Here is a 22,855-nt window from a genome sequence, read left to right on the forward strand (position 1 = left end):
CTCTCAACCGCCGAACGGTTCACCCCTCAACAAGACAATACGTACGGGGACGAGTCCTCGCTCAAGGGCGGACGCACAAATTTTCACCACGTCCGCCTGATCGTCCTCTTTGATCCCTGGAAGGGAGGGAATTCCGCAGTGGTCCGAGCGCTCTCAGTCCGTCACGTCGATCTCCACACGGTTCGTCTCCACGCCCGCCGCGGTGACGACCTGTACCTCCACGCGCCCTGGTTCCACGTCCGCGGGTACGGGCACGGTGAGGACCGCGTCGGAGGGGTTGCGGAAGCCGCCCGGAACCGGGACCAGCGGGACGTGGACGTGCACCGCGCCGATGCGTACCACCATCCGCGACAGCCGGTCGGCGCTCTGTGCGCCGGGAGGTACGAAACCGGCGCCCCGGATCTCGATGTCGTCGCCGGTCCTGATCGGTGCGTCCAGGTCCCCGGCCTCGCGCGAGCGCACGACCGAGAGGATCACCGGCCGGCCGCCCTCGGCGTATTTCGCGGCGACGTACGTGGCCGCCGAGATCAGCACCATGACCGCGAGTCCCCACGGCAGGTCCGGCAGCTGCTCGGGACGCCGGGCCAGTCGTACCGCCGCGAAGACCAGCGCGACGGCGCCCAGCACGGCGTACTGCGTGTCCGCGAAGCTGCCGCGTCCGGAGTCGTCGGTCAGCAGGTCGGCGGCCCGGGGCCGGTCGGCCCGTACCTTCTGCAGCCGCTGTCCGAGAACCCGCAGGCCCACCACCCGGCGTACCAGAACGGCGATCGCGCACACGACGGCGAGGACGGTCACGATGCCCGCGCCCCGGGCGAGTTCGAGCCCCTCGATCAGGGAGTCCCGTTCGGTGTGCGAGGACGCCCCGGCCAGCCGCCCGGCCAGGACCAGCACGGAGTAGACGACGAACAGCACCCAGGCGGCGGCCACCACGCGGGAGGTGGAGAGCCGGTTGTCCTCACCGATGACGGGCGCCAGCACCCCGCCGCGCGCCCGGTGGAACCACGAGGCAGCGGTCAGCAGCACGGCCACGACGACCGCCGCGAGCAGCCCCGCGGTGCGCGCGGACGTCCAGCCCGCCCCGATCGCGGTGAGCGCCTGCACCAGCAGCAGGACGGCCACAAGGCCCCACACGGCAGCGACCGTTCGCCGCCAGACGAAGCCGAGCCAGACCTCCCCCTCGGCCCGGCCGCGTTCGGCGACGAGGTCGGCGGACTGGGTCAGCGCGTCCGACACCCACTGCCGCGAGGCCCCGGCCGAGTGCGCGACCGCGGCCGGCAGCCCGTGCCCCGACGCCAGTTCGTCCCGCTTGGAGAGGAACGCGGCGACGGCCCGCCGATGACCCTCGCGCGCCCCGTGCGGGCAGTCCCCGCAGGCACAACCGCCCTCGTGCCCGCCCCGACCGGGACCCCGGCCGGGGTCACGCCCCGCGCTCTGTCCCGTCTCCTGCACCGCCACGCCCGTTGCCGCCTTCCGTACCACTCTGTCGAATATTCCTCGGCCGTGCGCCCACCCACCGCGCACACCCGGCCACCGCACGTCCACCCACCGCACACCCGCCCACCGCACACGTGCGCAGGCGCACAACTGCCTTGTGACGACAGCGCATTGTGCCGTACCGCACACCCCCCGCGTCCGCCAGGTCTGGTCAGCGCGGGTGAACCGGCCACCCCCGTGTTGACCCGGCTGCGAGAATTTCCGTATGGCCGAGATCATCCAGCGCGACGGGACCTGGGCCTTCGACGGCAGCACGGTCCGGATCACCCCGGGACTGCACCGTTCCGTGCCGCTGTTCCGGCAGACGTACGGAGAGATCGCCGTGCCCCTCGAAGCGGTCGCGGGCGTCGTCTACGAGCCCGAACGCAAGCGTGGCCGGCTGCGGCTGAGGCTCCGCGAGGGCGCCGACCCGCTCCTCCAAGCGACCGGGGGCCGGCTGCCCGACGCGGCGGATCCGTACCGGCTGTCGGTGGACATCGACCGTTCGGGGGTCGCCGAGTACGTCGCCGAGGAGATCCGGCACGCCCTGCTCATCGAACAGATCCCCAAGGAACCGGCCGGGGCGTATCTCCTGCCCGGCCCGCCGGTGCCCGTCTCGGTCCGCTCCAGCGACGGCACGGTCTCCTTCGACGGCGCCAGGGTCCGTATCGACTGGAGCGACACCTCGGACCGGGTGAAGCGCGCGACGGGCCCGCGCATCATCGGCCTGCCGGATCTGGTGCAGGTGGAGTGGCTGCCCAACTCCGGTTACGAGGACGGCTTCCTGCGGTTCGTGACGAACGACTCGGTGTTCTCCAAGCTGCCGCCGGAGAAGGATCCGTTCGCGCTCGACCTGTGGGGCAGCGCGCGCCGCGATCTGCTCACGGCCCTCGTCGCCACCGCGGTCATGGCCCGCCTCCCGCACCCGTCCGACCGGGCGACCGGCGGGCACGGTCGGGGCGAGCTCGTACGGGGAGATCCGTCCCGCCTCCTGGCCGCCGCGCCCGGGGACTCCGTACCGCCCCAGGCCTCCAGGACTCCCCGGGCGCACCAAGGACCCCAAGCGCCCCAAGCACTCCCAGCGCCTCCGGAGGAGATTCACGACATGCTCCTGCGCCGGCTGCGGGAGTTGGGCGAGTTGCATCGCGACGGTGTGCTCACCGACGAGGAGTTCGCGACGACGAAAGCGGCCGTGCTGCGCGACTTCCACTGAGCCGCGCCCTCTCCGAGGCGGCATGTGCCATGGCGAGGCGGGTCTTCTGGCGCGGCATGTTCTGAGGCACGTCAGGACAGCAGGTCCGGCTCGCTGCGGCTGATGTCCTGCCACAGCGGCTGGTAGTTGATCCACGCCACCAGGTCCCCGCCGGTCTGTTCCCGTGTCGCGACCGCCTGCTTGTGGTCGATCAGCACCGGCCGCCCGGCCGCGCGGGCGGTGAGCTGCACCTGGCAGGAGCGTTCCATGGACAGGAACCACCAGGCCGCCGCGTCCACCGAGTCGCCGACCGTCAGGAGACCGTGGTTGCGCAGCACGAGCGCCTTGAACGAGCCGAGCGCGGAGGCGATCCGGCGTCCCTCCTCGGCGTCGACGGCGACACCGGAGTAGGCGTCGTACAGCGCGTGGTCCTCGTAGAACGCGCAGCTCTCCTGGGTGATCGGGTCGAGGAGGTCGCCGAGTGCGGACAGCGCGCGTCCGTGCACCGAGTGGCAGTGGGCGACCGCGACGACGTCGGGCCGGGCCGCGTGCACCTGGGCGTGCACGGTGAACGCGGCCTGGTTCACGTGATAGCGGCCCTCCAGCACCTGCCCGTCCTCGTTGGCCATCACCAGGTCCCCGACGGTGACATGCTTGAAGGGCATTCCGAACGGGTTCACCCAGAAGCAGTCGCTGTACTCCGGGTCGCGCGCGGTGATGTGGCCGGAGACCCCGTCCTCGAACCCGAGCCGCCCGAAGAGCCGCAGTGCGCCCGCGAGGCGTTCCTTGCGGTGCCGGCGCTCGTCGTCGAGCGACTCGTGCATGGGCGGCATCGCGAACCGCAGTCTGTCGGTGGGAAGGGGCAGGGGCGGTGTGGGCCCGTGCATATGTCCTCCAGCCCTGAGGGGCGGACTCCGTACGTGTTTACGGGCGGGAAGTTACCGGCGGTCAGCGCAGGAGAACAGAGATGTCGAAGAAGAGAGTGCACAACCGTTGTACGAGATCGCTGGTCTGCCTGACCGGAGCCATCGCACCCGTCGGGCACCCGCGCCGACGCTCCCTGGAGGGACCCCCCGTGCACAGCCTTCCCCACACGCTGTGCGGACCGCGCCCCGCGACCGCATCACCGTCCCGCCCATGATGAACATGAGGAACATCAAGGGCGCCAAGAGAACCAAGAACACCAAGAGACCCACGAGAGCCGAGCGCCTGATCACGGACATGCTCCGCCAGGTCGCCACGCGTGACGTGGTCGTCCTGGACGACCCGGGCGGCTCCCCACACCGCCTCGCGGCACTGACCTACATCGCCGTGCAGTACGGCTTCCGGTACGAGCGGACGAGCCGCGTCGGCCAGACGCTTCAGGTCCGGCTGGTGCGCGACTCCCGGCCCGAGGCCCGCGAGCGCAGTACGGCGGCTCTCAGCAGGCTGGCCGCGGGCCGCGCGCCCGGTATGCGTCCCGGCACGCTGAAACCCCTGCCGGACGTGGCGCCGACGGTGGGTCTGCTGAAGACCCGTATCGAGTTCGACGCCCTGGACGACGACCTCGACTGGCGCCGCAAGGCCGTGTTCATGAGCGCCAGCGCGGCCTTCATGGCCCTGCTGCTGATCCCCGCGGGCTGGACGGCCTCGCTCGCCGCGGGCACCATGATGGCCGCGGTGTTCGCGCTCCTCCTGCGCCTGGAGGTGGTGCGCAAGGACCGGCTCGCCCGCCGTCTGCGGTCGGCGGACCGCAACTCCCGCCGGACCAACCTGCGCAACTCGCTGCCGAAAAGGCGACACTAGATGTCGGGTATCGGCGCCACACTCGCCGTATGACTCGAACGACACGGATGACACGCATGGCACGCATGACTCGGACGACCGGATGACGCGGACGACATCGAACTGGGCGGCCTTCACCGCCGCGGAGCAGGACCTCGCCAGGACCGTCGAGGAACGGTTCGCGGCCTTCACTCACCACGTCGTGGCGACCCTCCGCAAGGACGGGTCGCCCCGCACGTCCGGCCTGGAGGTCCGCTTCCTGAACGGGGAGCTGTGGCTCGGCATGATGCCGAACTCCCTCAAGGCGCTGGACCTGCGCCGGGACCCGCGCTTCGCCCTGCAGGCGAACCCTGGAGCGGGCACGGAGATGGCCGGCGGCGACGTACGGATCGCGGGCCGGGCGGTCGAGGTCCAGGACCCGCTGGAGAAGGCGGGGTACAGCGAAGAGGTGAAACCGCCGGAGCCGTTCCACCTCTTCCGCACCGAACTGACGGAGGTCGTACGGACCTACGTCGAGGACGACACGTACCTGGTCGTCCAGATCTGGCAGCCCGGAGTGCCGGTGCGCACTCTCAGGCGGACCTGAGCCCCGAGGGGCCCGGGGCCGCTACTCCCACTCGATGGTGCCCGGCGGCTTCGACGTCACGTCGAGGACGACACGGTTGACGTCCGCGACCTCGTTCGTGATGCGGGTCGAGATCTTCGCGAGGACGTCGTACGGAAGACGCGACCAGTCGGCGGTCATCGCGTCCTCGGAGGAGACGGGCCGCAGCACGATCGGGTGGCCGTACGTGCGGCCGTCGCCCTGGACCCCGACGGAGCGGACGTCGGCGAGCAGCACGACCGGGCACTGCCAGATGTCGCGGTCGAGACCGGCGGCCGTCAGCTCCTCGCGGGCGATGGCGTCGGCCTCGCGGAGCAGGTCGAGCCGCTCCTTGTCGACCTCGCCGACGATGCGGATGCCGAGGCCGGGGCCGGGGAACGGCTGGCGCTGGACGATCTCGTCCGGCAGGCCGAGCTCCTGGCCGACCATCCGGACCTCGTCCTTGAAGAGCTGGCGCAGCGGTTCGATCAGCTGGAACTCAAGGTCTTCGGGGAGCCCGCCCACGTTGTGGTGGGACTTGATGTTCGCGGTGCCCGTACCGCCACCGGACTCGACCACGTCGGGGTAGAGCGTGCCCTGGACCAGGAAGGCCACCTCCGGGCCCTCGTCCGCGATGATCTCCGCCTGGGCCTGCTCGAAGACCCGGATGAACTCGCGGCCGATGATCTTCCGCTTCTCCTCGGGGTCCGAGACGCCCTTGAGGGCGGTGAGGAAGCGCTCCTCCGCGTCCACGACCTTCAGCTGTACGCCGGTCGCCGCCACGAAGTCCTTCTCGACCTGCTCGGTCTCGCCCTTGCGCATCAGACCGTGGTCGACGTACACGCAGGTCAGCTGGGTACCGATGGCCTTCTGCACGAGGGCCGCGGCGACCGCGGAGTCCACGCCGCCGGAGAGGCCGCAGATGGCGCGCCTGTCGCCGACCTGCTCGCGGATCAGCGCGACCTGCTCCTCGATGACGTTGCCGGTGGTCCAGTCCGGGCTCAGGCCCGCGCCCCGGTACAGGAAGTGTTCGAGGACCTGCTGGCCGTGCGTGGAGTGCATGACCTCGGGGTGGTACTGGACCCCGTACAGCTTCTTCTCGTCGTTCTCGAAGGCCGCGACCGGGACGACGTCCGTGGAGCCGGTGACGGTGAAGCCCTCGGGGGCGGCGGAGCAGGCGTCGCCGTGCGACATCCACACCGACTGCTCGTCCGGGGTGCCCTCGAAGAGCGTCGAGCCGGACTTGCTGACGTGCAGTTGGGTACGGCCGTACTCGCGGGCGCCCGTGTTGTCGACCGTGCCGCCGAGGGTGGTCGCCATCAGCTGGAAGCCGTAGCACATGCCGAAGACGGGGACGCCGGCCTCGAAGAGCGCGCGGTCCAGGCGGGGGGCGCCTTCCGCGTACACCGACGAGGGGCCGCCGGAGAGGATGATCGCCGCGGGGTTCTTGGCGAGGATCTCGTCGACCGGCATGGTGCTCGGGACGATCTCGCTGTAGACCCGGGCCTCACGGACTCGGCGGGCGATGAGCTGGGCGTACTGCGCGCCGAAGTCGACGACCAGGACGGTGTCGGGGGTGGCGGCGGGGGACGCTTCTGGCACGGTTTGCCTTCCGGCGGTTTAGCGGGGCTGTGCGATTGATTCTAACGGGGGTCCGGGGGCGGGGGGTCACGCCGGGTTTTCGCCCCCGCCGCCCCTGCCCGTTCCCGTCCACGTATGGGGGCTGCGCCCCCTCGCCCCCTGATCGCGCTGCGCGCTCGTCCTCAAACGCCGGACGGGCTGACCACTGGGCCGTCTCAGGATGCGAACCGGGTTGGATCGCGCGGAGCGCGCGGGCATACTGCTCCCATGCTCACGCACCAGACCTTCGTCTTTACCTATGGCAACCGGCCCCCCGGCTGCCATGGTCGTGCTGCTTGAGCAACTGACAAGCGACTTCCCAGGCGCCCCGGGCCGACAAGGCCCGGGGCGCCTGCGTTTTCCGGACCTTGCCGCTCCGGGGCACCCCACCCCAAGAGGAGCCCCCGACATGAGCACAGCCACCCCCGCCGCAGCCGGCACGGACAAGACCGGCGCCCGCACCGAAGAGGCCGCCGACGTCATCACCGGCGCCCGCGAACGCATCGACACCCTCGACGACCGCATCATCGGTCTGGTCCAGGAACGCATGGCGGTCTCGGCGGTCATCCAGGAGGCCCGGATCACCTCCGGGGGCCGCCGGGTGAACCTGTCGCGCGAGATGGAGGTGCTCGGCCACTACAGGGAGGCCCTGGGCAAGCCCGGCACTTCGCTCGCGATGACGCTCCTGGAGCTGTGCCGGGGGCGCATCTGAGGGTCGGCGTCCGAGGGGCGGCGCCTGCGGAGCCGCGTACGCGCATCCCGTACGACATGCGCGTACGACGGACGTCCGGTGCACGCACGTACGCATGCCCTCTCACCCGTACGGCGCGTGACCGTCCCGCGGCGGGCTTCGTTCTCCCGGTGTCCGTGCCAGCCAGGGGCGGGCCCGAAGAACCACGCGTGGCTCCGCTGGAACGGGAGGCGTACGGATGTGCGCCGTGGGACCCCGTTCCAGAGAAGTGACCGGACGGCAGGGGACAGCAGCCCGGTCACCCAAGAGAGGTCGGCTCCGGGGACGCCCGGAGCCGACCGGCGGAATCTGTGCAAGGGCGGTCGAAACGGTTGCGTAGGCCGCGGCCCATCGAGCACGATGCCTAGAACACCCCCAGTCCTCGAGCGACATCCGTATTGCACCGCCCTACTGCCATTGGTCGAGACCACGCGCACTCCCCGAGTGCGCCGGGCGCAGACCGGCGGACAAGCCATGGAGCGGCGCTACCCCCCGGCGCCGCCTCCCCAGGCACCGGCGCTGCCCTGACGTCGGTGCTGACCACGAAGGGCCCCGTGGATCGTCCCGCGGGGCCCTTCGCCTGTCCCGACGCCCGGTGTCCCGGCTTCCGGCGGGTCAGGCGGTCGTCCTCGCCAGTTTGGCCAGTTGCGCCTTGACCAGCTTGGCCGGGACCTCGATCTCGTCCGCGTCGAGCATGTTCATCGAACTGAAGGCCACCAGCGTCGTACCGTCGCGCACGACCGTGTACGCGGCGGGCACCTGGGCCCCCTCGATCGAGGCGACCAGCCTGAACGCGACGGAGTCGTCGCCCAGGTCCGGATCGGCCGTCGCCTTGATGTCCTTGTAGTCGTAGTCGGCGTGCCGGTACGCGGTGCACTCCTTGATCGCCGCACGCAGGCCGTCGATCGCCCTGTCCGCCTCGCGGGACTTGTAGGCGAGGAGGGCGAATGTGATCACCGAGGCGTTCATCTCGTCCTTCGGCACGACACCGCGACTGACTCCCGCCCGCGAGGCCGGGTCGGTGGAGAACAGGAACATGTCGGCGATCGGCTGGCACTTCGACGGGGTCGCCGGGACGGTCTGACCCAGGAGGTCCGCCCCTTCCGACTCCTTGACCTCGAAGCCCTTCACGTCACCCGTCACGAGCGCGGCCTTCTTCAACTGCGCCTCGGTCAGGGGCCGGCCGCCCTTGGACACGCCGCCGCCCGAGGAGTCCTGCGGGTCGCGTGTGTCCTGCGGGGACCCCGTGCCCCGCGAGGCATCACCGTCCTCGCCGGCCTCGCTCCCTTCGGCCGGTGCCTTAGTCTCCTCGCCACCGTTCGTCAGGCCGCTCGTCTTCGACCGCGACGACTTCCCGTGCCGATCGGCGCCGTCTCCGCCCCCACCGCACGCCGCGACGCAACCGAGAGCGACGACGGCCGATGCGGCCACCAGAGGGCGCGAGATCTTCATCTTCATCCTTGTCGTCATGTGCGCGGTCGTCATATGCGCGGTCATCACGTGCGCGACACCGACCCACACGACTCCCCGCCGGAATCGCGGGAGTCGGCGGAGTCGCCGGCGTCGTCCCCGATGTCCCTGCTGCGGTCGTACGGGTCGACCGCGGGCCCGCTCGGAGGCGCGCCCGTCGGTCCGCCGGAGGACAGCCGCGGGTGCAGGAAGCCGTCGTGGACGTCGCAGGCGGAGTTGGCGATGTCGTCGTCGTACCTGATGACCGCCAGTCTGCCCGGCGTCGCCTTGTACTTCGCGGGGTTGAGCAGCCGCAGGTCGATGACGCGGCGGACGATGGTGCGCGCCACCTCGGTGGAGTCCGGGTCGGCGGGGGCGAGCGCGTACACGAAGGTGTAGTCGGTGTGGATGTCCAGCGCCCCTTCCTCGCCCGCCTCGAACGTCGTACGGCCACGAGTCTTGACCACGTCACCGACGAGCCGTACCTCGTCACGGTCGAAGCGGCTGAAGAAGCGCAGTGGATCGTGGCCCCTGCCGGGCTTGCGCAGCCGGGATCTCAAGTCGTCGATCAGTTCGGGCTGTTTGGGGTCGAGCACCTTGCCGAGGACGGTCTCGGGGGTGTCGCCGAGCAGCGTCCCGCGGTCGACGTTCGCGTCGACGAGCAGGGTCCTGCTCTGCTCCAGGGCCCCGGCGACCTGCTCCTTCGAGAACGCGCCGACCGCTTTCGCCTCCGGCAGTACGATCCCGGCGGCGCCGTCGGCGTACCGCGCGGCCGGGGAACCGGCGAAGGGCTCGTCCAGGGTGGGCGAGCCGGGCGCGGAACCCGGAGCCGCGGTCTCGGGCGCGGTCTCCGCGGGCAGCGGGGAGGTCTGCGTGCCCGGGCCCGAGGCCGAGTCCGTGCCGAAGGGGTCGCCCGGCAGCAGGGACGGTTTCATGGCCACCACGGCCGCCGCGAGGGCGAGCGGGATGCCGATGACCGTCCACACCTTGCGGCGCCGGGCTCCGCGCCCGTACGCCCGCTGCCCGACGGGGTCCGCGCGCCAGGCCGGGGGCAGTTCACCGCGGGCCTCCTGCTGCCGCAGGCGCTCGGTCACCATGCGGGCGCGCGCGGACGGCTCCTTGGGCGCCTCCGAGATCCGGATGTCCCGCTCGCTGTCCTGGACGAACCGCTCCCACACGTCGTCGGGTATGGACTCCCCGGACCCGTCGGGCTCCCTGGGTCGCTCGGGTTCCCCGGGCTCCTCCGGCGCCTTCCCGGACGGTTTCTCACTCACGACGCTCGCGCCTCTCCCCCGTGGCTGACGTGCTGGTCGATGTACCTGTCGATGCACCTGTCGACGTACTCGAACAGTCGACCGAGGGTCAGTTCTAAGGCGTGGGTACGGGAGTTCACAAGTCGAGCCCGTGTGTGACCCAGCCCACATAAGAATTCTGTGAGTTTAAGGACAACCCTTCACAGGAGTCACAGGTCTCACTTACGGAACCAATGGCCGTACCCGCGACCGCCACGCGGAGGCCTCCCGAATCTCGTGCCGTGACGCCGCGGCACACCGGACTTTCCGAGGTCTTCATGAAGCTTCGCCGTGTCATGGTCGCTGCGGCCACGACGGCTGTCATAGCCCCGCTCGCACTGCTGTCGGCCCCGGCCGCGTTCGCGACCGACCCCGCGCCCACCGGGACCGAGACCACGACCGCGTCCGTGACGCCGGGCGCGACGGAGACCGAGACCGGGGCCGCCGAGACGACGACGCCCGCCGCGACGCCCGCGACGACGCCGCCGTCCTCCACGACCCCCGCGGGTACGCCGACCTCGACCCCGCCGGCGACCACCCCGGCGCCGAGCACCACCCCGCCCGGGGAGTCCGAGACCCCGGACCCCGAGCCGTCGGTGTGCGAGGACACCAAGGTCGACGTCAGCATCACCGGCCTGCCCGGCAAGATCTCCGTGGGCAGCGGCTGGCACAAGTTCTCGCTGAACGTCCTGAACTCCTCCGACTCGACGCTCCAGGACCTCGACTTCCTCGCCGGCGCCTCCTCCGACGTGGACGGCACGGACCTCTTCAAGAGCAAGCAGGTGCAGCTCCAGGCCTGGAACCCGGACGACAAGGTCTGGGAGAACCTCGACGAAGAGGGTTACGCGGTCGGCTTCGTCGGCTACACCGACGAGCTCAAGCCCGACTACGAGGTCCACGTCCCGCTGCGGATCAACGTGAAGTCCACCGCTCCCGTCGGCGCGGGCTTCTCGCTCGGCGCGACGATCTACGGTGACGACGACGCGGAGTGCACCGGCTTCGGCGAGGTCGCGTACAAGTTCCAGATCGTCGCCGCGGGTACGGACACCGGCGGCACGAAGCCGCAGGAAGGCGGCAAGGCGCCGGTCAGCGACCAGAAGCCCGACAAGGCCGATACGCCGCAGGTGACCGGGAACCTGGCCGAGACCGGGTCCAGCTCCGCGCTGCCGACGATCGGGCTCGTGGGTGGGGTTGCGCTGGCCGCTGGTGTGGGGGCCGTTGTCGTTGCGCGGCGTCGCAAGGCTGGCGAGTAGCTCCGCTTGGAGGGCCGGTGTTTGACTGCGGGTCCGGTGGGGGCTGGGCGCGCAGTTCCCCGCGCCCCTCAACAGGGCCCTGACGGGCCCGTTGACGGCGCATAGAACACATGACGCGTCACGCATGACCGACTTGCTGTATGTGCGACAAGACGTAAGGACCTGCGCTCGGAGGGGGGCGCAGGTCCTTCGTCTTTGTCGGTTGCTTTTCTCTACTTCTTCGGTGGGATCGTCGGCATGCCGAGGAACGGGAGTTTGAGGGCGCCGAAGGCGTCCGCCGGGACCGCGGGGGTGAGCGGCTCGACCGCTTCGAGGCGCTCGTACGCGGCGCCGGGCGCCGGACGCGGGTCCGTCTCCCCCTTGTTGGGCCAGTACGACATCGCGCGCTCGGCCTGTGCGGTGATCGTCAGCGACGGGTTCACGCCCAGGTTCGCCGAGACCGCGGCGCCGTCGACGACGGAGATGCCCGGGTGCCCGTACAGTCGGTGGTACGGGTCGATGACGCCCTCGTCGGCGGAGGCGCCGATCGGGCAGCCGCCCAGGAAGTGGGCGGTCAGCGGGGTGCCCATCAGCTCGCCGACGTTGGAGCCCGGGAAACCGTTGATCTCGGCGGCTATCGCGGAGGCGCCCTCCGAAGCGGTCCTGATCTGCTTCGGGTTGGGGGCCCCGTGCCCCTGGCGGGCGGTCAGCAGGCCCTTGCCCGCGCCCTTCGGCTTCAGGTACGTCGTCAGGGAGTTGTCGAGGGACTGCATCACCAGGCCGATGATGGTCCGCTCCGACCAGCGGCGGTTGGAGAGCGAACGCGCCACGAGGGTGGGGTGCTTCACCGCGTTGACCAGCCAGGCGAGCGCCCTCGACGAGCCCTCCGTGTACGGCACCTGGAGGATCGACAGGCTGCCCATCGAGTTGGAGCCCTTGCCGTAGCGGACGGGCTCGATGTGCGTGTTGGCGTCCGGGTGGATCGAGGACGTGATGGCGACACCGCGGGTGAAGTCGGCCCTCGCCTCGCCGGTGGCCTTGCGGTAGCGGCGGTCGCTGGTCTGCGCGCCGACGAGCGCCTCGGAGTTCGTACGGGTCAGCTCTCCCAGCCGCTTCGACAGGTACGGCAGCTGGCCGCCGTCCTTCATCCGGTGCAGCAGGGTCTGCGTACCGTACGTGCCGGCCGCGAGGACGACCCGGCGGGCCGTGAAGACACGCCCCGCACGTCCTGCGCCCTTGCGTCCGCGGTCCGTGGGCAGCGTCGAGACGGCGAACCCGCCCTGCGAGTCGTCCGTGACGGACACGACGGTCGTCAGGGGGTGGACGACCGCGCCCGCCTTCTCGGCGAGGTACAGATAGTTCTCGTTGAGGGTGTTCTTCGCGCCGTGCCGGCAGCCCGTCATGCACTCGCCGCACTCGGCGCACGCCTTGCGGGCGGGCCCGGCGCCGCCGAAGTACGGGTCGTCGACCTGCTCACCCGGCCGCGCCTTCGCGGTTCCGTCGGCGTCCTCGCCGTCACCGAAGAAGACACCGACCGGCGCCATGTGGAAGGTGTCGCCCACGCCCATCCGCCGGGCCGCCGCCTTGAGATGGACGTCCGAGGGGGTCATGGTCGGGTTGAGCCGTACGCCGAGCATGCGCTGCGCCTGGTCGTAGTACGGCTTCAGCTCCTCCTGCCAGTCGGTGATGTCCTTCCACTGCGGATCCTCGAAGAACGGCTTCGGCGGTACGTAGAGGGTGTTGGCGTAGTTGAGGGAACCGCCGCCCACGCCCGCGCCGGCGAGCACCATGACGTTGCCGAGCAGGTGGATGCGCTGGAGGCCGTACATGCCGAGCTTCGGCGCCCAGAGGTAGTTCTTCAGGTCCCAGGAGTTCTTGGGGAGCGTGGCCGGGGTGAAGCGGCGGCCCGCCTCCAGGACACCTACTCGGTAGCCCTTCTCCGTCAGGCGGAGGGCGGTGACGGATCCGCCGAAGCCGGAGCCCACGACGATGACGTCGTAGTCGTAAGTGTCCTGGGGCACGATGCTCCTCGTTGAGTGTGCGTGCGGGTGGTGCGTGGTTGCTCGCGCTCATGCGGCGGAGCCGCATGTCGATGCGGCCCCGCGCCCCTGACGGGGCGCGAGCCTCTGGCGGGGCGCCCTACCGGAACCGGAATGCCTTCATGAGCCGCAGGCTGCAGCTCATGAACGCTGCGTACTTCTCGTCGTCCATTCCCAGGGACGGGGCCATCGGCAGCAGGCGCTGCTGGGCGACCGTCTGGGCCTCCGTGTACTTGAGGATGCCCTCGGAGCCGTGGCGGCGGCCGAGGCCGGAGTCCTTCATGCCGCCCATCGGCGACTGGACGCTGCCGTACGCGGGCCCGTAGCCCTCGTTGATGTTGACCGTCCCGGTGCGCAGCCGGGCCGCGACCTTGGCGCCGCGGCGGCCGTCCTTCGTCCAGACCGAGGAGTTGAGGCCGTACGCCGTCGCGTTGGCGGAGGCGATCACCTCGTCCTCGTCCTTGAACCGGTAGATCGAGACGACCGGGCCGAAGGTCTCCTCGCCGCAGACCGCCATCGGCGACTCGACGCCGTCGAGGATGGTCGGCTCGAAGAAGTACGGGCCGATGTCCGGGCGCGCGACACCGCCGGCGACGACGGTCGCGCCCTTGGCGACGGCCTCCTCGACGTGCCGGGTCACGGTCTCCAGCTGGCGTTCGCCGACCAGGGAGCCCATCTCGGCGCCGTACGCGAGGGACGTACCGAGGCGCATCGCCTTGGTGCGGGCGGCGAAGCGCTCCAGGAACGTGTCCGCGATCGACTCGTGGACGTACAGCCGCTCGATGCTGATGCACAGCTGCCCGGCCGACGAGAAGCAGGCGCGTACCGCGCCGGCCGCCGCCCGGTCGATGTCGGCGTCCTCAAGGACCAGCATGGCGTTCTTGCCGCCGAGTTCGAGGGAGACGCCGACCAGCCGGGCCGCCGCGCCCTGGGCGACCTCGCGGCCGGTGCGGGTGGAGCCGGTGAAGGAGACGTAGTCGGCGTGCTTGACGACCTCCGGGCCGATGACCGGGCCCTCGCCGAGGACGACCTGGAAGACGTCGGCCGGCAGACCCGCCTCGATCAGCAGGTCACGGGCCCACAGGGCGGTCAGGCAGGTCTCGGTGTCGGGCTTCATCACCACGGCGTTGCCCGAGACGAAGGCGGGCAGCGCGTCGCCGACGGAGAGCTCAAGGGGGTAGTTCCAGGGCGCGATCTGGCCGACGACCCCTCGCGGGTGGCGCAGCTCGGTGACCTTGGTGAGGGTCGGCATGGCGCCCGCGTGCCGCTTGGGCCGCAGGTAGAAGGGGGCGCGGCGGCCGTAGTGACGGGCCGCGACGGCGACCGCCTGGACCTCCTCGTGGGCGTGCAGCCGGGCCTTGCCGGTCTCCAGCTGGATCAGGTCGAGCACCTCGGCCTGGCGGGCGAGCACGAGGTCGTGGAAGCGGAGGAGGACGGCCGCGCGTTCCTTGACGGGGATCTGGCCCCAGAGGAACTGGGCGGCGCGCGCCCGCTCGTAGGCCAGTTCCACGTCCTGCGGGGTGGACTCCGGCAGGTCGGCCAGCTTCTCGCCGGTGAACGGCGTGTGGTTGGCGGTGCGGCCCGAGCCGACCACGCCACGGGTGAGCTGGGCGATCAGCTCGGGCGTGACCACGTCAGCGGCCGTACGGGCGCCTTCGGGGGCGGGCGCGAGAGGGTTGGTACCGGTCTTTTCCGGGGCCTGTGCCGGGGCCTGCGAGTCCGTCATGAGCCGCAGGGTATGCCCGCCCGAGCTCTTTGGGTACCCGTCGGTAACAGGGTTTCACCGAGTACACACAAGGCGCCAGTGATCACTGGCAGTAAATGGCCTGATCAGGGTGTTGTCCGGTGACGATCAGAGAGGATCGGAGCCCGGCGGAGATTTCCGGAGCGGATCCTCGCGCCTCACGCCCCGGACGTCACGGCTCGATCTCAAGACGGTCCCGGGCCCCCTTGAACACCGCGGTGCCCCTCTTCTCGTCCGCCGTCCCCTTGGGCATGTCCACCCGCAGCTCGTACATCCGGCTGTCGTCGGTGAGGATCATCAGCTCCATGACACGGGTCAGATTGCCCTCGGTGTCGTAGGTGGTGTCGGCGAGCACGGCCTCGAACCCGTGGAAGGACGTCGGCGTGTACTGCGTCCTCGACTCGCCGTAGCCCGCCCAGGTGTCGCCCTGGTGCCGCGCCCGTGCCATCGGCGAGCTCGGCGCCCTGTCCCACTGGGTGAGCCTGACCTGGACGACCTCGTCGTTGTCGAAGATCGCCATCCGCGGCTGGTCGTCGGCACCGCCCTGCTCGTGGAAGCGCACGAACTGGCGGGGGAGGTGGAGGACCGCCTTCAGGTCCTTCTCCGGACGGGCGGTCCACACCTCGTCGGCCGTGGGCCCGGTCGCGGTCTCGGGAGAGGTCACGGACGAGTTCACGGGGGCCCTGTCCCCCGCGCTCCCGCCACCGCCGTTGTCGCCGTCGCCGGTGAGCGAGGTGCCGAGCCAGACGCCGCCCGCGAGGAGCAGGGCGCCTACGAGGGTGCCACCGATGAGGCGGGGGCGTGGCGGCGCGTCGGTGACGGGGATGGTGACGGGGACGGTTTCGGTTGTGGTTCCGGGAGTACGGCGTCGGGGTGGGCGTTGTCCGAGGCGAGGGTGGGGGCTCGGGCGGGAGCCGGGTCCGGGCCAGCGCTTCCGCCCTCCCCCGTCTCCTCTGCCTCCTCCGTCTCTGCGGGCTCCGCGGGCTCTACGGGCTCGGCGGGCTCCACGGATGCCGCGGGCGTGTGCCCGAGCCGGACCGTTCCCGAGTCGTCCGCGAACTCGCGTAACAGGGACGCGTCCTGCGGGGTCGTCAGGTCGCCCCTCGGTGTCGGCCAGCCCTCCGCCACCGCCTCCAGCGAGGCGGCGACCTCGTCGGCGTCCGGCCGCTGGTCCGGGTCCTTCGCCAGGAGCCGTACGATCAGCGGCCCGAGCGGTCCCGCGTGCTCGGGTTCCGGTGGCTCGGCGGACAGGATCGCGGCGAGGGTGGACTCCAGCGTCGTACGCCGGAACGGGGACCAGCCCTCGACGGCCGCGTACAGGCAGACGCCCAGGGACCACATGTCCGCGGCCGGGCCCGCGCCCCGGCCGGACATCCGCTCCGGCGCGATGAATTCGAGGGAGCCCACGAACTCCCCGCTCATGGTGAGGGATTCCTCGCCCTGGATGTGCGCGATGCCGAAGTCGGTGAGCACGACGCGGCCGTGCTGTCCGAGGAGGATGTTCGCGGGTTTCACATCGCGGTGCACGATGCCCTTGGCGTGCGCGGCCTTCAGGGCGCCCACCACGGACAGCCCGATCCGCGCCGACTCGGTGGGCGGGAGCGCGCCGCGCTGGAGCACCTCGTGGAGGGACTCGCCACGGATCAACTCCATGACGATCCAGGGCAGTCCGTCCTCCACCACCACGTCGTGGATCGCCACGGCGCCGGGATGCTCCACACGCGCCGCCGCCCGCGCCTCGCGCTGCAGCCGGTGGTACGCGCGCTGGTGGGCCGCGTCCCGCGGATCGCCGGGCAGCCGGGGCTCCTTGACCGCGATGTCCCGCCCCACGAGTTCGTCCGTGGCCCGCCATACGGTGCCCATGCCGCCCGAGCCGATGCGCTCGGTCAGCCGGTAACGGCCGCCGACCAGGCGCCCCCCGTCATCGCTCATGCCCCATCAGTACCGCGCTGGGACGGAGCTTGTCGATGTTCGGGCCGTGTACGCGGTGGATCAACCGTGGGTCAGGCCGTGGGAGGTGTCCGGTTCGCGGGCAGGGGCTCCTCCCGGGGCAGGGCCCGGTGTTTGGGGAGTGCCGTACGGCCCACCGCCGCCGCGAGTTTGCGCAGCCGGCGCCAGTCCATGGGCGGCTTGGTCTCCGGTACGCCCGGCCGGTTCCCGGGGACGCGTACGCGCAGGGCGCCGGGCTCGATCCGGCACCGTACCGGCGTGGGCAGCATGAGGGCCTCGCCGTCCACGCCGACCTCGATCTCGGGGCGGTCGGCGTCGACGACCACCTCGCGGGCGGTCAGCACCGTGAGCCCGGTGGAGTGCCTGCCCAGCAGCAGCCCGGCGGCCTCGGCGGCGTTCTCGACCCTGACGCCGAGGACGCCCAGCACACCGGACTCCAGCCGCTCGCGGTAGCCGAGGCCCGCCGGATCGTCCATGCGGTAGGGGTTGTTGCTCACCAGGAGGGCCTGGGGTCCGTCGACGACGGTCGCCGCGGTTGCGCCCCCCTCCTCCATACCTGCCGTCCCGCCCGTCTCCTCCACACGGGCGGTCAGCCGCGGCCCCCGCTGGTGCGTGAGCAGTTCGGGCAGCAGCTCCAGCGTCGTACGGACCTTGTCGTCCCGGTACTCGGGGCTCTGCACGACGACCGCGTACGCCCCGAACGAGGCGTTGTTGACGAAGGGGTACGTGTCGGCGAAGCCGAGGTCGACATGGAGTTCGACACCCTCTTCGGTGAGGGCGTCGAGGCTCGCCGCCGGGTCGTTCCGGTCGAGTCCGAGGTCCATGGCGAAGTGGTTGCGGGTTCCGGCGGAGACGACGAGGAACGGCATGCCGTGCTCCGCGGCGACGGCGGCGACCAGCGCCTGCGTGCCGTCCCCGCCCGCGACGCCGAGCAGATCGGCGCCGTCCGCGACGGCCTGCCGGGCGAGTTCGGTCACGTCCTCGTGCCGTTCGGGGTCGAGGAGGTGGACGCGTGCCCCGAGCTTCTCGGCCTTCTCCTTCAGCCCGAACCGCTCGACCTTTCCGCCGCCGGACCGCGGGTTCATGATGAGGAAGGGGCTGGTGGGGGCCGGAGTCCGGTGCTCCCGCACGCTCACCGTGTGCGACTTGGTGCTGCTGAGCGCGAACTTGCCGGCCCAGACGGCGAATCCCCACAGGGCCAGGGACACGATGACGACCCAGAGCAGGTTCTCGGCGGCGAAGAACCAGACGACGGCGGCGGGTGTCGCGACGGCCAGCGCCACGGCTGCCGCGCGGGACGGTCCGCGGAGGGTCAGTACCCACCACAGGGCGGCCACGGTCACCGCCGTGCCGAGCGCTCCCACCGCTACGAGCAGCAGGCTCGCGAGTCCCCCGAACGCGAGCGGCAGCAGCACCGCGGTGCCGGCTGCGGTCAGGGCGCTGCGTGCTGCCCAGCGCTGCCGGGCATGTGCCCGCCCGTCAAGATCCAGGCCCACGCCTGCCGCCTCTCTTCTCCAAAACCTGCGCCGTTCCCCGCGCCCCTCAAAGCCAAAAGACTGCGCAGTTCCCCGCGCCCCCAAACAAGGGGGCCCGGGCTGCCGTTGTTCTCAGGGGCGCGGGGAACTGCGCGGGCAACCCCCACCGGGCCGCACCCGACGATCGACGACCCGAGGCAGCAGTATGCCGCTACCGACGCCCGCGTGATGCCACGCCAAGTCGCCCACTAGGCATCCGCAGAGGTTCACAACCTGTCGATGTCCAGGTTCGCGATGGCCGTCGAAGCGACCACCCGCCCCCGCGCGGTGAAATCCCCCTTGCCCGGGTAACCGATCATGAGCTTGTACATGTCGCCCGACGTCGTCCTGTAGTACAGGACCTGCATCTCCCGAGGCCGCGGATTCTCGGTGTCCGTGCTGCGGTAGGTGACCGTGTTCCGGGCCGCCTTGCGGTCCTTGTACTTGACGTCGTTGGGATCGCTCGTGGGCGCCGGGTCCGAGTCCATCCCGAGCCCGTACGCGCCGCTCCGCTTGTACGTCGCGTCGTCCTCGTACATCTCCGCCGACGCCGTCCCGGCGATCTCCCCCGAGGTGTCCTCGGACTTCTTCTCCAGCGACAGACTGATCCACAGCGTGCCGCTCTGGTCGGTGAACTGCACCCAGTGATCGTCCTTGGGCGCGTCGGGCTTGGGCACGCTCTTCTGGTAACCCGCCGGCACCGCCATGGTGGCGCCCAGCGCCTTCACGTCGGTCTTCTTCCAGCCGTCCGGCAGCGGCCCGGCGAACGGATCAGCGACCAGCAGGTACGCCGCCACCGCCGCCGCGACGACCACGGCCCCGAGGCCGATCCATCCCTTGCGGCCGACGCGGAACGGCCTGCCACCGGGGTGCGCCCCGTCGGGCGCGGGCCGCTGGACGATCTGGGTGGGCGCGAGCTGCGGCGGTCGCGCGGTCTGCTCCAGGAGGGCACGTACCCGTGCGGCGTCCGGTCGGCGGTTCGGGTCCTTGTCGAGGAGGCCGTTGATGGCCTCGGCGAGCGGTCCCGTGGCCGCGTTGGGCGGGGCGGGGGTGGCGTTGAGGACCGACTGGAGCGTCGCGGGCGTGTTGCTGCGGCGGAACGGCGACACGCCCTCCGTGGCCGCGTACAGGACCACGCCCAGCGACCAGAGGTCGGAGGCCGGGCCGGGGCGCTGTCCCAGCACCCTCTCGGGCGCGATGAACTCGGGCGAGCCGACGAAGCCGCCCGTGTCGGTCAGATTCGTCTCGCCCTCGATCTGGGCGATGCCGAAGTCGGTGAGGACGACCCGGTCGCCCGTGCCGAGCAGGACGTTGTCCGGCTTGACGTCACGGTGCAGGATGCCCGCCGCGTGCGCGGACTCCAGCGCGCCGAGCACCTCCAGGCCGATTCTCGCCGCCTCGCGCGCGCCGAGCGTGCCCTCCTGGAGCGCGGCGCCGAGCGAGCGCCCCCGGACCAGTTCCATCACGATCCACGGCCGGCCGTCGACCACGGCGACGTCATGGACGGTGACGACGGCCGGGTGGTCGAGCCGGGCCGCCGCGCGCGCCTCGCGGCGCATCCGCTCGGAGACATTGGCTCGTTCACGTTCGGGAAGATGGTCGGGGACGCGCGGCTCCTTGACGGCGACCTCCCGGTCCACCGTCTCGTCCTTGGCCCGCCACACGGTCCCCATGCCCCCGTGGCCGAGCTTGTCGAGCAGCCGGTACCGGTCCGCGATGAGCCGGCCGGAGCCGGGTTCGTGCGGCGCCTGTTGCCCGGGTTGCGCCTGAGGTGCCGGGTACGCCTGTGGTGCCGGGTGCGCCTGCTGCTGCGGGACGGCCTCGGGCACGACCTGCGGGGGTGTGGCGTACGGATTCCCGGGGTGGGGCACGGCGACCGGTGGTCGTGGCGGTTGCAGACCGAAACTCGTCGGTTCGTCGGGTCCGTAAGGGGCTCCCCCGTTGCTGCTCATGGGGTCCATCCTTATCGCGGCAGGCGTCTCCGCTCCACCCTGGATGCTTTCCAGTCACAGACCCGTGACGCACAACGCGTGCTTTACGGTGAAATGCGGCTCATGAGCCCGTACGGGACACGGTGTCCACCGCGACGTCGAAGTACTCCCGTGCCTCGCGCGCCTGGCCGACCGGCGACGACACCAGCACGTCGTACATCCGGCCGCCCTCCTCCCAGCACAGTTCGTAGATGTGCCGCGCGCCCTCCGCCGCGCTGAAGCCGTCCCAGGTGAACTCCCAGAGCGCGGCGGGCCGCCCCGAGCGGGTGGTCTCGGTGACCCGGCCGTCGCGGTACCCGGGGTAGGTGTCGGGCCCCTTCCCGGCCGCGCGCTCCAGCACCGCGAGCGGGCCGCCCGGTTCCGGTGCGGACACCTTGACGCCGATGCGGAAGGTCTTCCCGGCCGACATGTAGTAGACGCGCTCGCTCTGCGCCTCGCGCGTGAAGCCCACGGGGACGGCGAGCGAGAAGCCCGCCGCGTCGTGGACGAGCCGGTATCCCGTGGGCACCGTGCGGCCGGCGGAGGCCGTGGGCCGGGAGCCGGTGCCGCTGGCACTCGGCGTCGGGCCGGTGGCCGTACGGGACGAGGACACCGAGCCCCCCGGCGGGATCGGCCCGTTGCCGCCGTCGCCCAGCAGCAGGGCGGCCGCCGACACGCCCGCCACGGCCATCGCCGCGACGAGGGCCGCCGCGATCAGCACGTTGCGCATCGACGAGGAGACGGCGAAGGGGGCTCTCAGCGGATGCGGCACGGCCGGTTCCGGAACCGCCGACGCCGAGGTGCCGGAATCCCGTCCCGACGCGTCCCGCCCGGACGCGTCCCGCCGCGGAGGCCTGTAGCCGGGCGGGACCTGCGGCATACGGCCCGTGTCCAGGAAGACCCGTAACAGCCGCTCCGCCTCGATCGCGTCGAGCCGCCGCTCCGGATCGCGTTCGAGCAGGCCGCGTACGACGGGGAGCAGGGGTCCGGCGGCGGCGGGCGGAAGTATGTCGTCGACGACCACCGCGTGCAGTGTGCCGCCCAACGAGTCGCGGCGGAACGGGGATTCGCCGCTGAGGACCGTGCAGAGCAGTGCGCCCAGCGACCACAGGTCGGACTCGGGCCCGGTCCTGAGGCCCGCCATCCGCTCGGGTGCGGTGTACTCGGGCGAGCCCACGAACGAGCCGCTCTCGGTGAGCGTCGTCGCGCCCGCGACCTGCGCGACCCCAAAGTCGGTGAGGACGACGATGCCGGACAGGGTGAGGAGTACGTTCGCGGGCTTCAGGTCGCGGTGCAGGACACCGGCGTCGTGCGCCTTGCGCAGCGCGCTCAGGAGGTCGATGCCCATCCGCGCCGCCTCGACCGGGCCGACGGGCCCCGACCGGGAGATCCGCTCGGCGAGCGAACCTCCTTCGAGGAGGTCCATGACGATGTACGGGCGTTCGTCCTGCTCGACGACGTCGTGCACGACGATGATGTGCGGATGGCGCAACTGCGCGATCGCACGCGCCTCGCGCAGGGTGCGTTCCCGCTGCAGCCGGGACTCCGCCGCCGAGAGCGAGGCGTCGACGGCGAGTTCCTTGACCGCCACCTGCCGGGCCAGCAGCTGGTCCGTGGCCCGCCACACGACACCCATGCCACCGCGGCCGATTCTGGCTTCCAGGCGGTAACGCCCCGCGATGACGCGGGCGTTGTCCTCCGGTCTTTCCCCCTCGGTCGCCATGGGCCCCATCATGCCGCAACGGACGGAACCCTTCCGGGTCCCGCCAACGCCGATTGGCCGACAACCGACGCTTCAGGGACGCGGGGAACAGCGCGGCCTTTTGCCTCCAGGGGCGCAGGAAACGCCGCAGCCTTTTACCTTCAGGGACGCGGGGAACTGCGCAGCCTTTTGCCTTTACGCGCGCAGGGAACGGCGCGGTCTCCTGCCTCCAGCGGCGCGGGGAACTGCGCAGTCCTTCAGGGGCGCGGGGAACGGCGCAGTCTCTTGCCTTTACGCGCGCAGGGAACGGCGCGGTCTCCTGCCTCCAGCGGCGCGGGGAACTGCGCAGTCCTTCAGGGGCGCGGGGAACGGCGCAGTCTCTTGCCTTTACGCGCGCAGGGAACGGCGCGGTCTCCTGCCTCCAGCGGCGCGGGGAACTGCGCAGTCTTTCAGGGGCGCGGGGAACGGCGCGACCAGCCCCCACCGGCCCGCAGCCGACGAACTCCGCCCCCGTTATGTTCTTCGCGGTCCTGCAAGAGGGCCGCTGGCCTCCGGGCCCGGCATGACTGTGTCCCCCTGTCCTCGATGACCTGGGGGGTGG

The 22,855-nt window shown here is 71.3% G+C and carries 15 protein-coding genes and 1 pseudogene; 5 read left to right on the top strand and 11 right to left on the bottom strand.

All coding sequences use genetic code 11. The features are described from left to right. Window positions 1-153: 153 nt before the first annotated feature. Window positions 154-1,455, bottom strand: coding sequence for a hypothetical protein (locus ACZ60E_RS45040; RefSeq protein WP_469448143.1), 1,302 nt, complete (start codon window positions 1,453-1,455; stop codon window positions 154-156). A gap of 244 nt (window positions 1,456-1,699) precedes the next feature. Between ACZ60E_RS45040 and ACZ60E_RS45045 the strand changes: the two genes are divergently transcribed. Then, window positions 1,700-2,686, top strand: coding sequence for a DUF4429 domain-containing protein (locus ACZ60E_RS45045; protein WP_384800441.1), 987 nt, complete (start codon window positions 1,700-1,702; stop codon window positions 2,684-2,686). A gap of 71 nt (window positions 2,687-2,757) precedes the next feature. Here the strand turns inward: ACZ60E_RS45045 and ACZ60E_RS45050 are convergent, their stop codons facing one another. Next, window positions 2,758-3,552: a class II aldolase/adducin family protein gene (locus tag ACZ60E_RS45050; protein ID WP_384800444.1), complete on the bottom strand. Its 795-nt coding sequence runs from the start codon at window positions 3,550-3,552 to the stop codon at window positions 2,758-2,760. Between the two features lie 250 nt (window positions 3,553-3,802). Between ACZ60E_RS45050 and ACZ60E_RS45055 the strand changes: the two genes are divergently transcribed. Together ACZ60E_RS45055 and ACZ60E_RS45060 are read left to right on the top strand one after the other, a co-directional pair. After that, complete coding sequence (locus tag ACZ60E_RS45055) at window positions 3,803-4,450, top strand: hypothetical protein (protein WP_469448144.1); 648 nt, start codon at window positions 3,803-3,805, stop codon at window positions 4,448-4,450. Window positions 4,451-4,532: 82 nt separating this feature from the next. Then, a complete protein-coding gene (locus tag ACZ60E_RS45060) occupies window positions 4,533-5,015 on the top strand; it encodes a pyridoxamine 5'-phosphate oxidase family protein (RefSeq protein ID WP_469448145.1) in 483 nt (160 codons plus the stop codon). A 21-nt stretch (window positions 5,016-5,036) separates the two neighbouring features. Here ACZ60E_RS45060 and guaA read toward each other — a convergent pair whose 3' ends face one another. Further along, a complete protein-coding gene (gene guaA, locus ACZ60E_RS45065; protein ID WP_385834779.1) occupies window positions 5,037-6,614 on the bottom strand; it encodes a glutamine-hydrolyzing GMP synthase in 1,578 nt (525 codons plus the stop codon). 427 nt (window positions 6,615-7,041) lie between these two features. On the opposite strand from guaA, the gene ACZ60E_RS45070 reads away from it, so the two are divergent. After that, on the top strand, window positions 7,042-7,344 hold the full coding sequence (locus ACZ60E_RS45070) for a chorismate mutase (protein ID WP_384812984.1): 303 nt from the start codon (window positions 7,042-7,044) through the stop codon (window positions 7,342-7,344). A gap of 633 nt (window positions 7,345-7,977) precedes the next feature. Here ACZ60E_RS45070 and ACZ60E_RS45075 read toward each other — a convergent pair. Together ACZ60E_RS45075 and ACZ60E_RS45080 are read right to left on the bottom strand one after the other, a co-directional pair. Then, window positions 7,978-8,814 (bottom strand): hypothetical protein, encoded by an 837-nt coding sequence (locus ACZ60E_RS45075; protein WP_469448146.1) that lies wholly within the window; start codon window positions 8,812-8,814, stop codon window positions 7,978-7,980. A gap of 44 nt (window positions 8,815-8,858) precedes the next feature. Next, the gene (locus ACZ60E_RS45080; RefSeq protein ID WP_469448147.1) at window positions 8,859-10,085 is read right to left on the bottom strand and encodes a hypothetical protein; all 1,227 of its coding nucleotides are present in this window, start codon (window positions 10,083-10,085) and stop codon (window positions 8,859-8,861) included. 296 nt (window positions 10,086-10,381) lie between these two features. Between ACZ60E_RS45080 and ACZ60E_RS45085 the strand changes: the two genes are divergently transcribed. After that, on the top strand, window positions 10,382-11,356 hold the full coding sequence (locus ACZ60E_RS45085; protein ID WP_469448148.1) for an LAETG motif-containing sortase-dependent surface protein: 975 nt from the start codon (window positions 10,382-10,384) through the stop codon (window positions 11,354-11,356). Window positions 11,357-11,568: 212 nt separating this feature from the next. On the opposite strand, the gene ACZ60E_RS45090 is transcribed toward ACZ60E_RS45085, so the two are convergent. From ACZ60E_RS45090 to ACZ60E_RS45115, 6 genes and pseudogenes are all read right to left on the bottom strand, one after another. Further along, on the bottom strand, window positions 11,569-13,356 hold the full coding sequence (locus ACZ60E_RS45090) for a GMC oxidoreductase (protein WP_469448149.1): 1,788 nt from the start codon (window positions 13,354-13,356) through the stop codon (window positions 11,569-11,571). Between the two features lie 118 nt (window positions 13,357-13,474). Continuing rightward, window positions 13,475-15,100 (bottom strand): succinic semialdehyde dehydrogenase, encoded by a 1,626-nt coding sequence (locus ACZ60E_RS45095; protein WP_469448150.1) that lies wholly within the window; start codon window positions 15,098-15,100, stop codon window positions 13,475-13,477. Window positions 15,101-15,290: 190 nt separating this feature from the next. Next, window positions 15,291-17,050: pseudogene (locus tag ACZ60E_RS45100) on the bottom strand (serine/threonine-protein kinase). A gap of 71 nt (window positions 17,051-17,121) precedes the next feature. Next, on the bottom strand, window positions 17,122-18,564 hold the full coding sequence (locus ACZ60E_RS45105) for a diacylglycerol/lipid kinase family protein (protein ID WP_469448151.1): 1,443 nt from the start codon (window positions 18,562-18,564) through the stop codon (window positions 17,122-17,124). Window positions 18,565-18,809: 245 nt separating this feature from the next. Then, window positions 18,810-20,534 carry a serine/threonine-protein kinase gene (locus tag ACZ60E_RS45110; protein ID WP_453791926.1) on the bottom strand — a complete coding sequence of 575 codons (1,725 nt, stop codon included), beginning with the start codon at window positions 20,532-20,534 and terminating at the stop codon, window positions 18,810-18,812. Window positions 20,535-20,634: 100 nt separating this feature from the next. Further along, a complete protein-coding gene (locus ACZ60E_RS45115; protein WP_469448152.1) occupies window positions 20,635-22,275 on the bottom strand; it encodes a serine/threonine-protein kinase in 1,641 nt (546 codons plus the stop codon). Window positions 22,276-22,855: the final 580 nt, after the last annotated feature.

Source organism: Streptomyces sp. NPDC102514, from assembly GCF_055584525.1.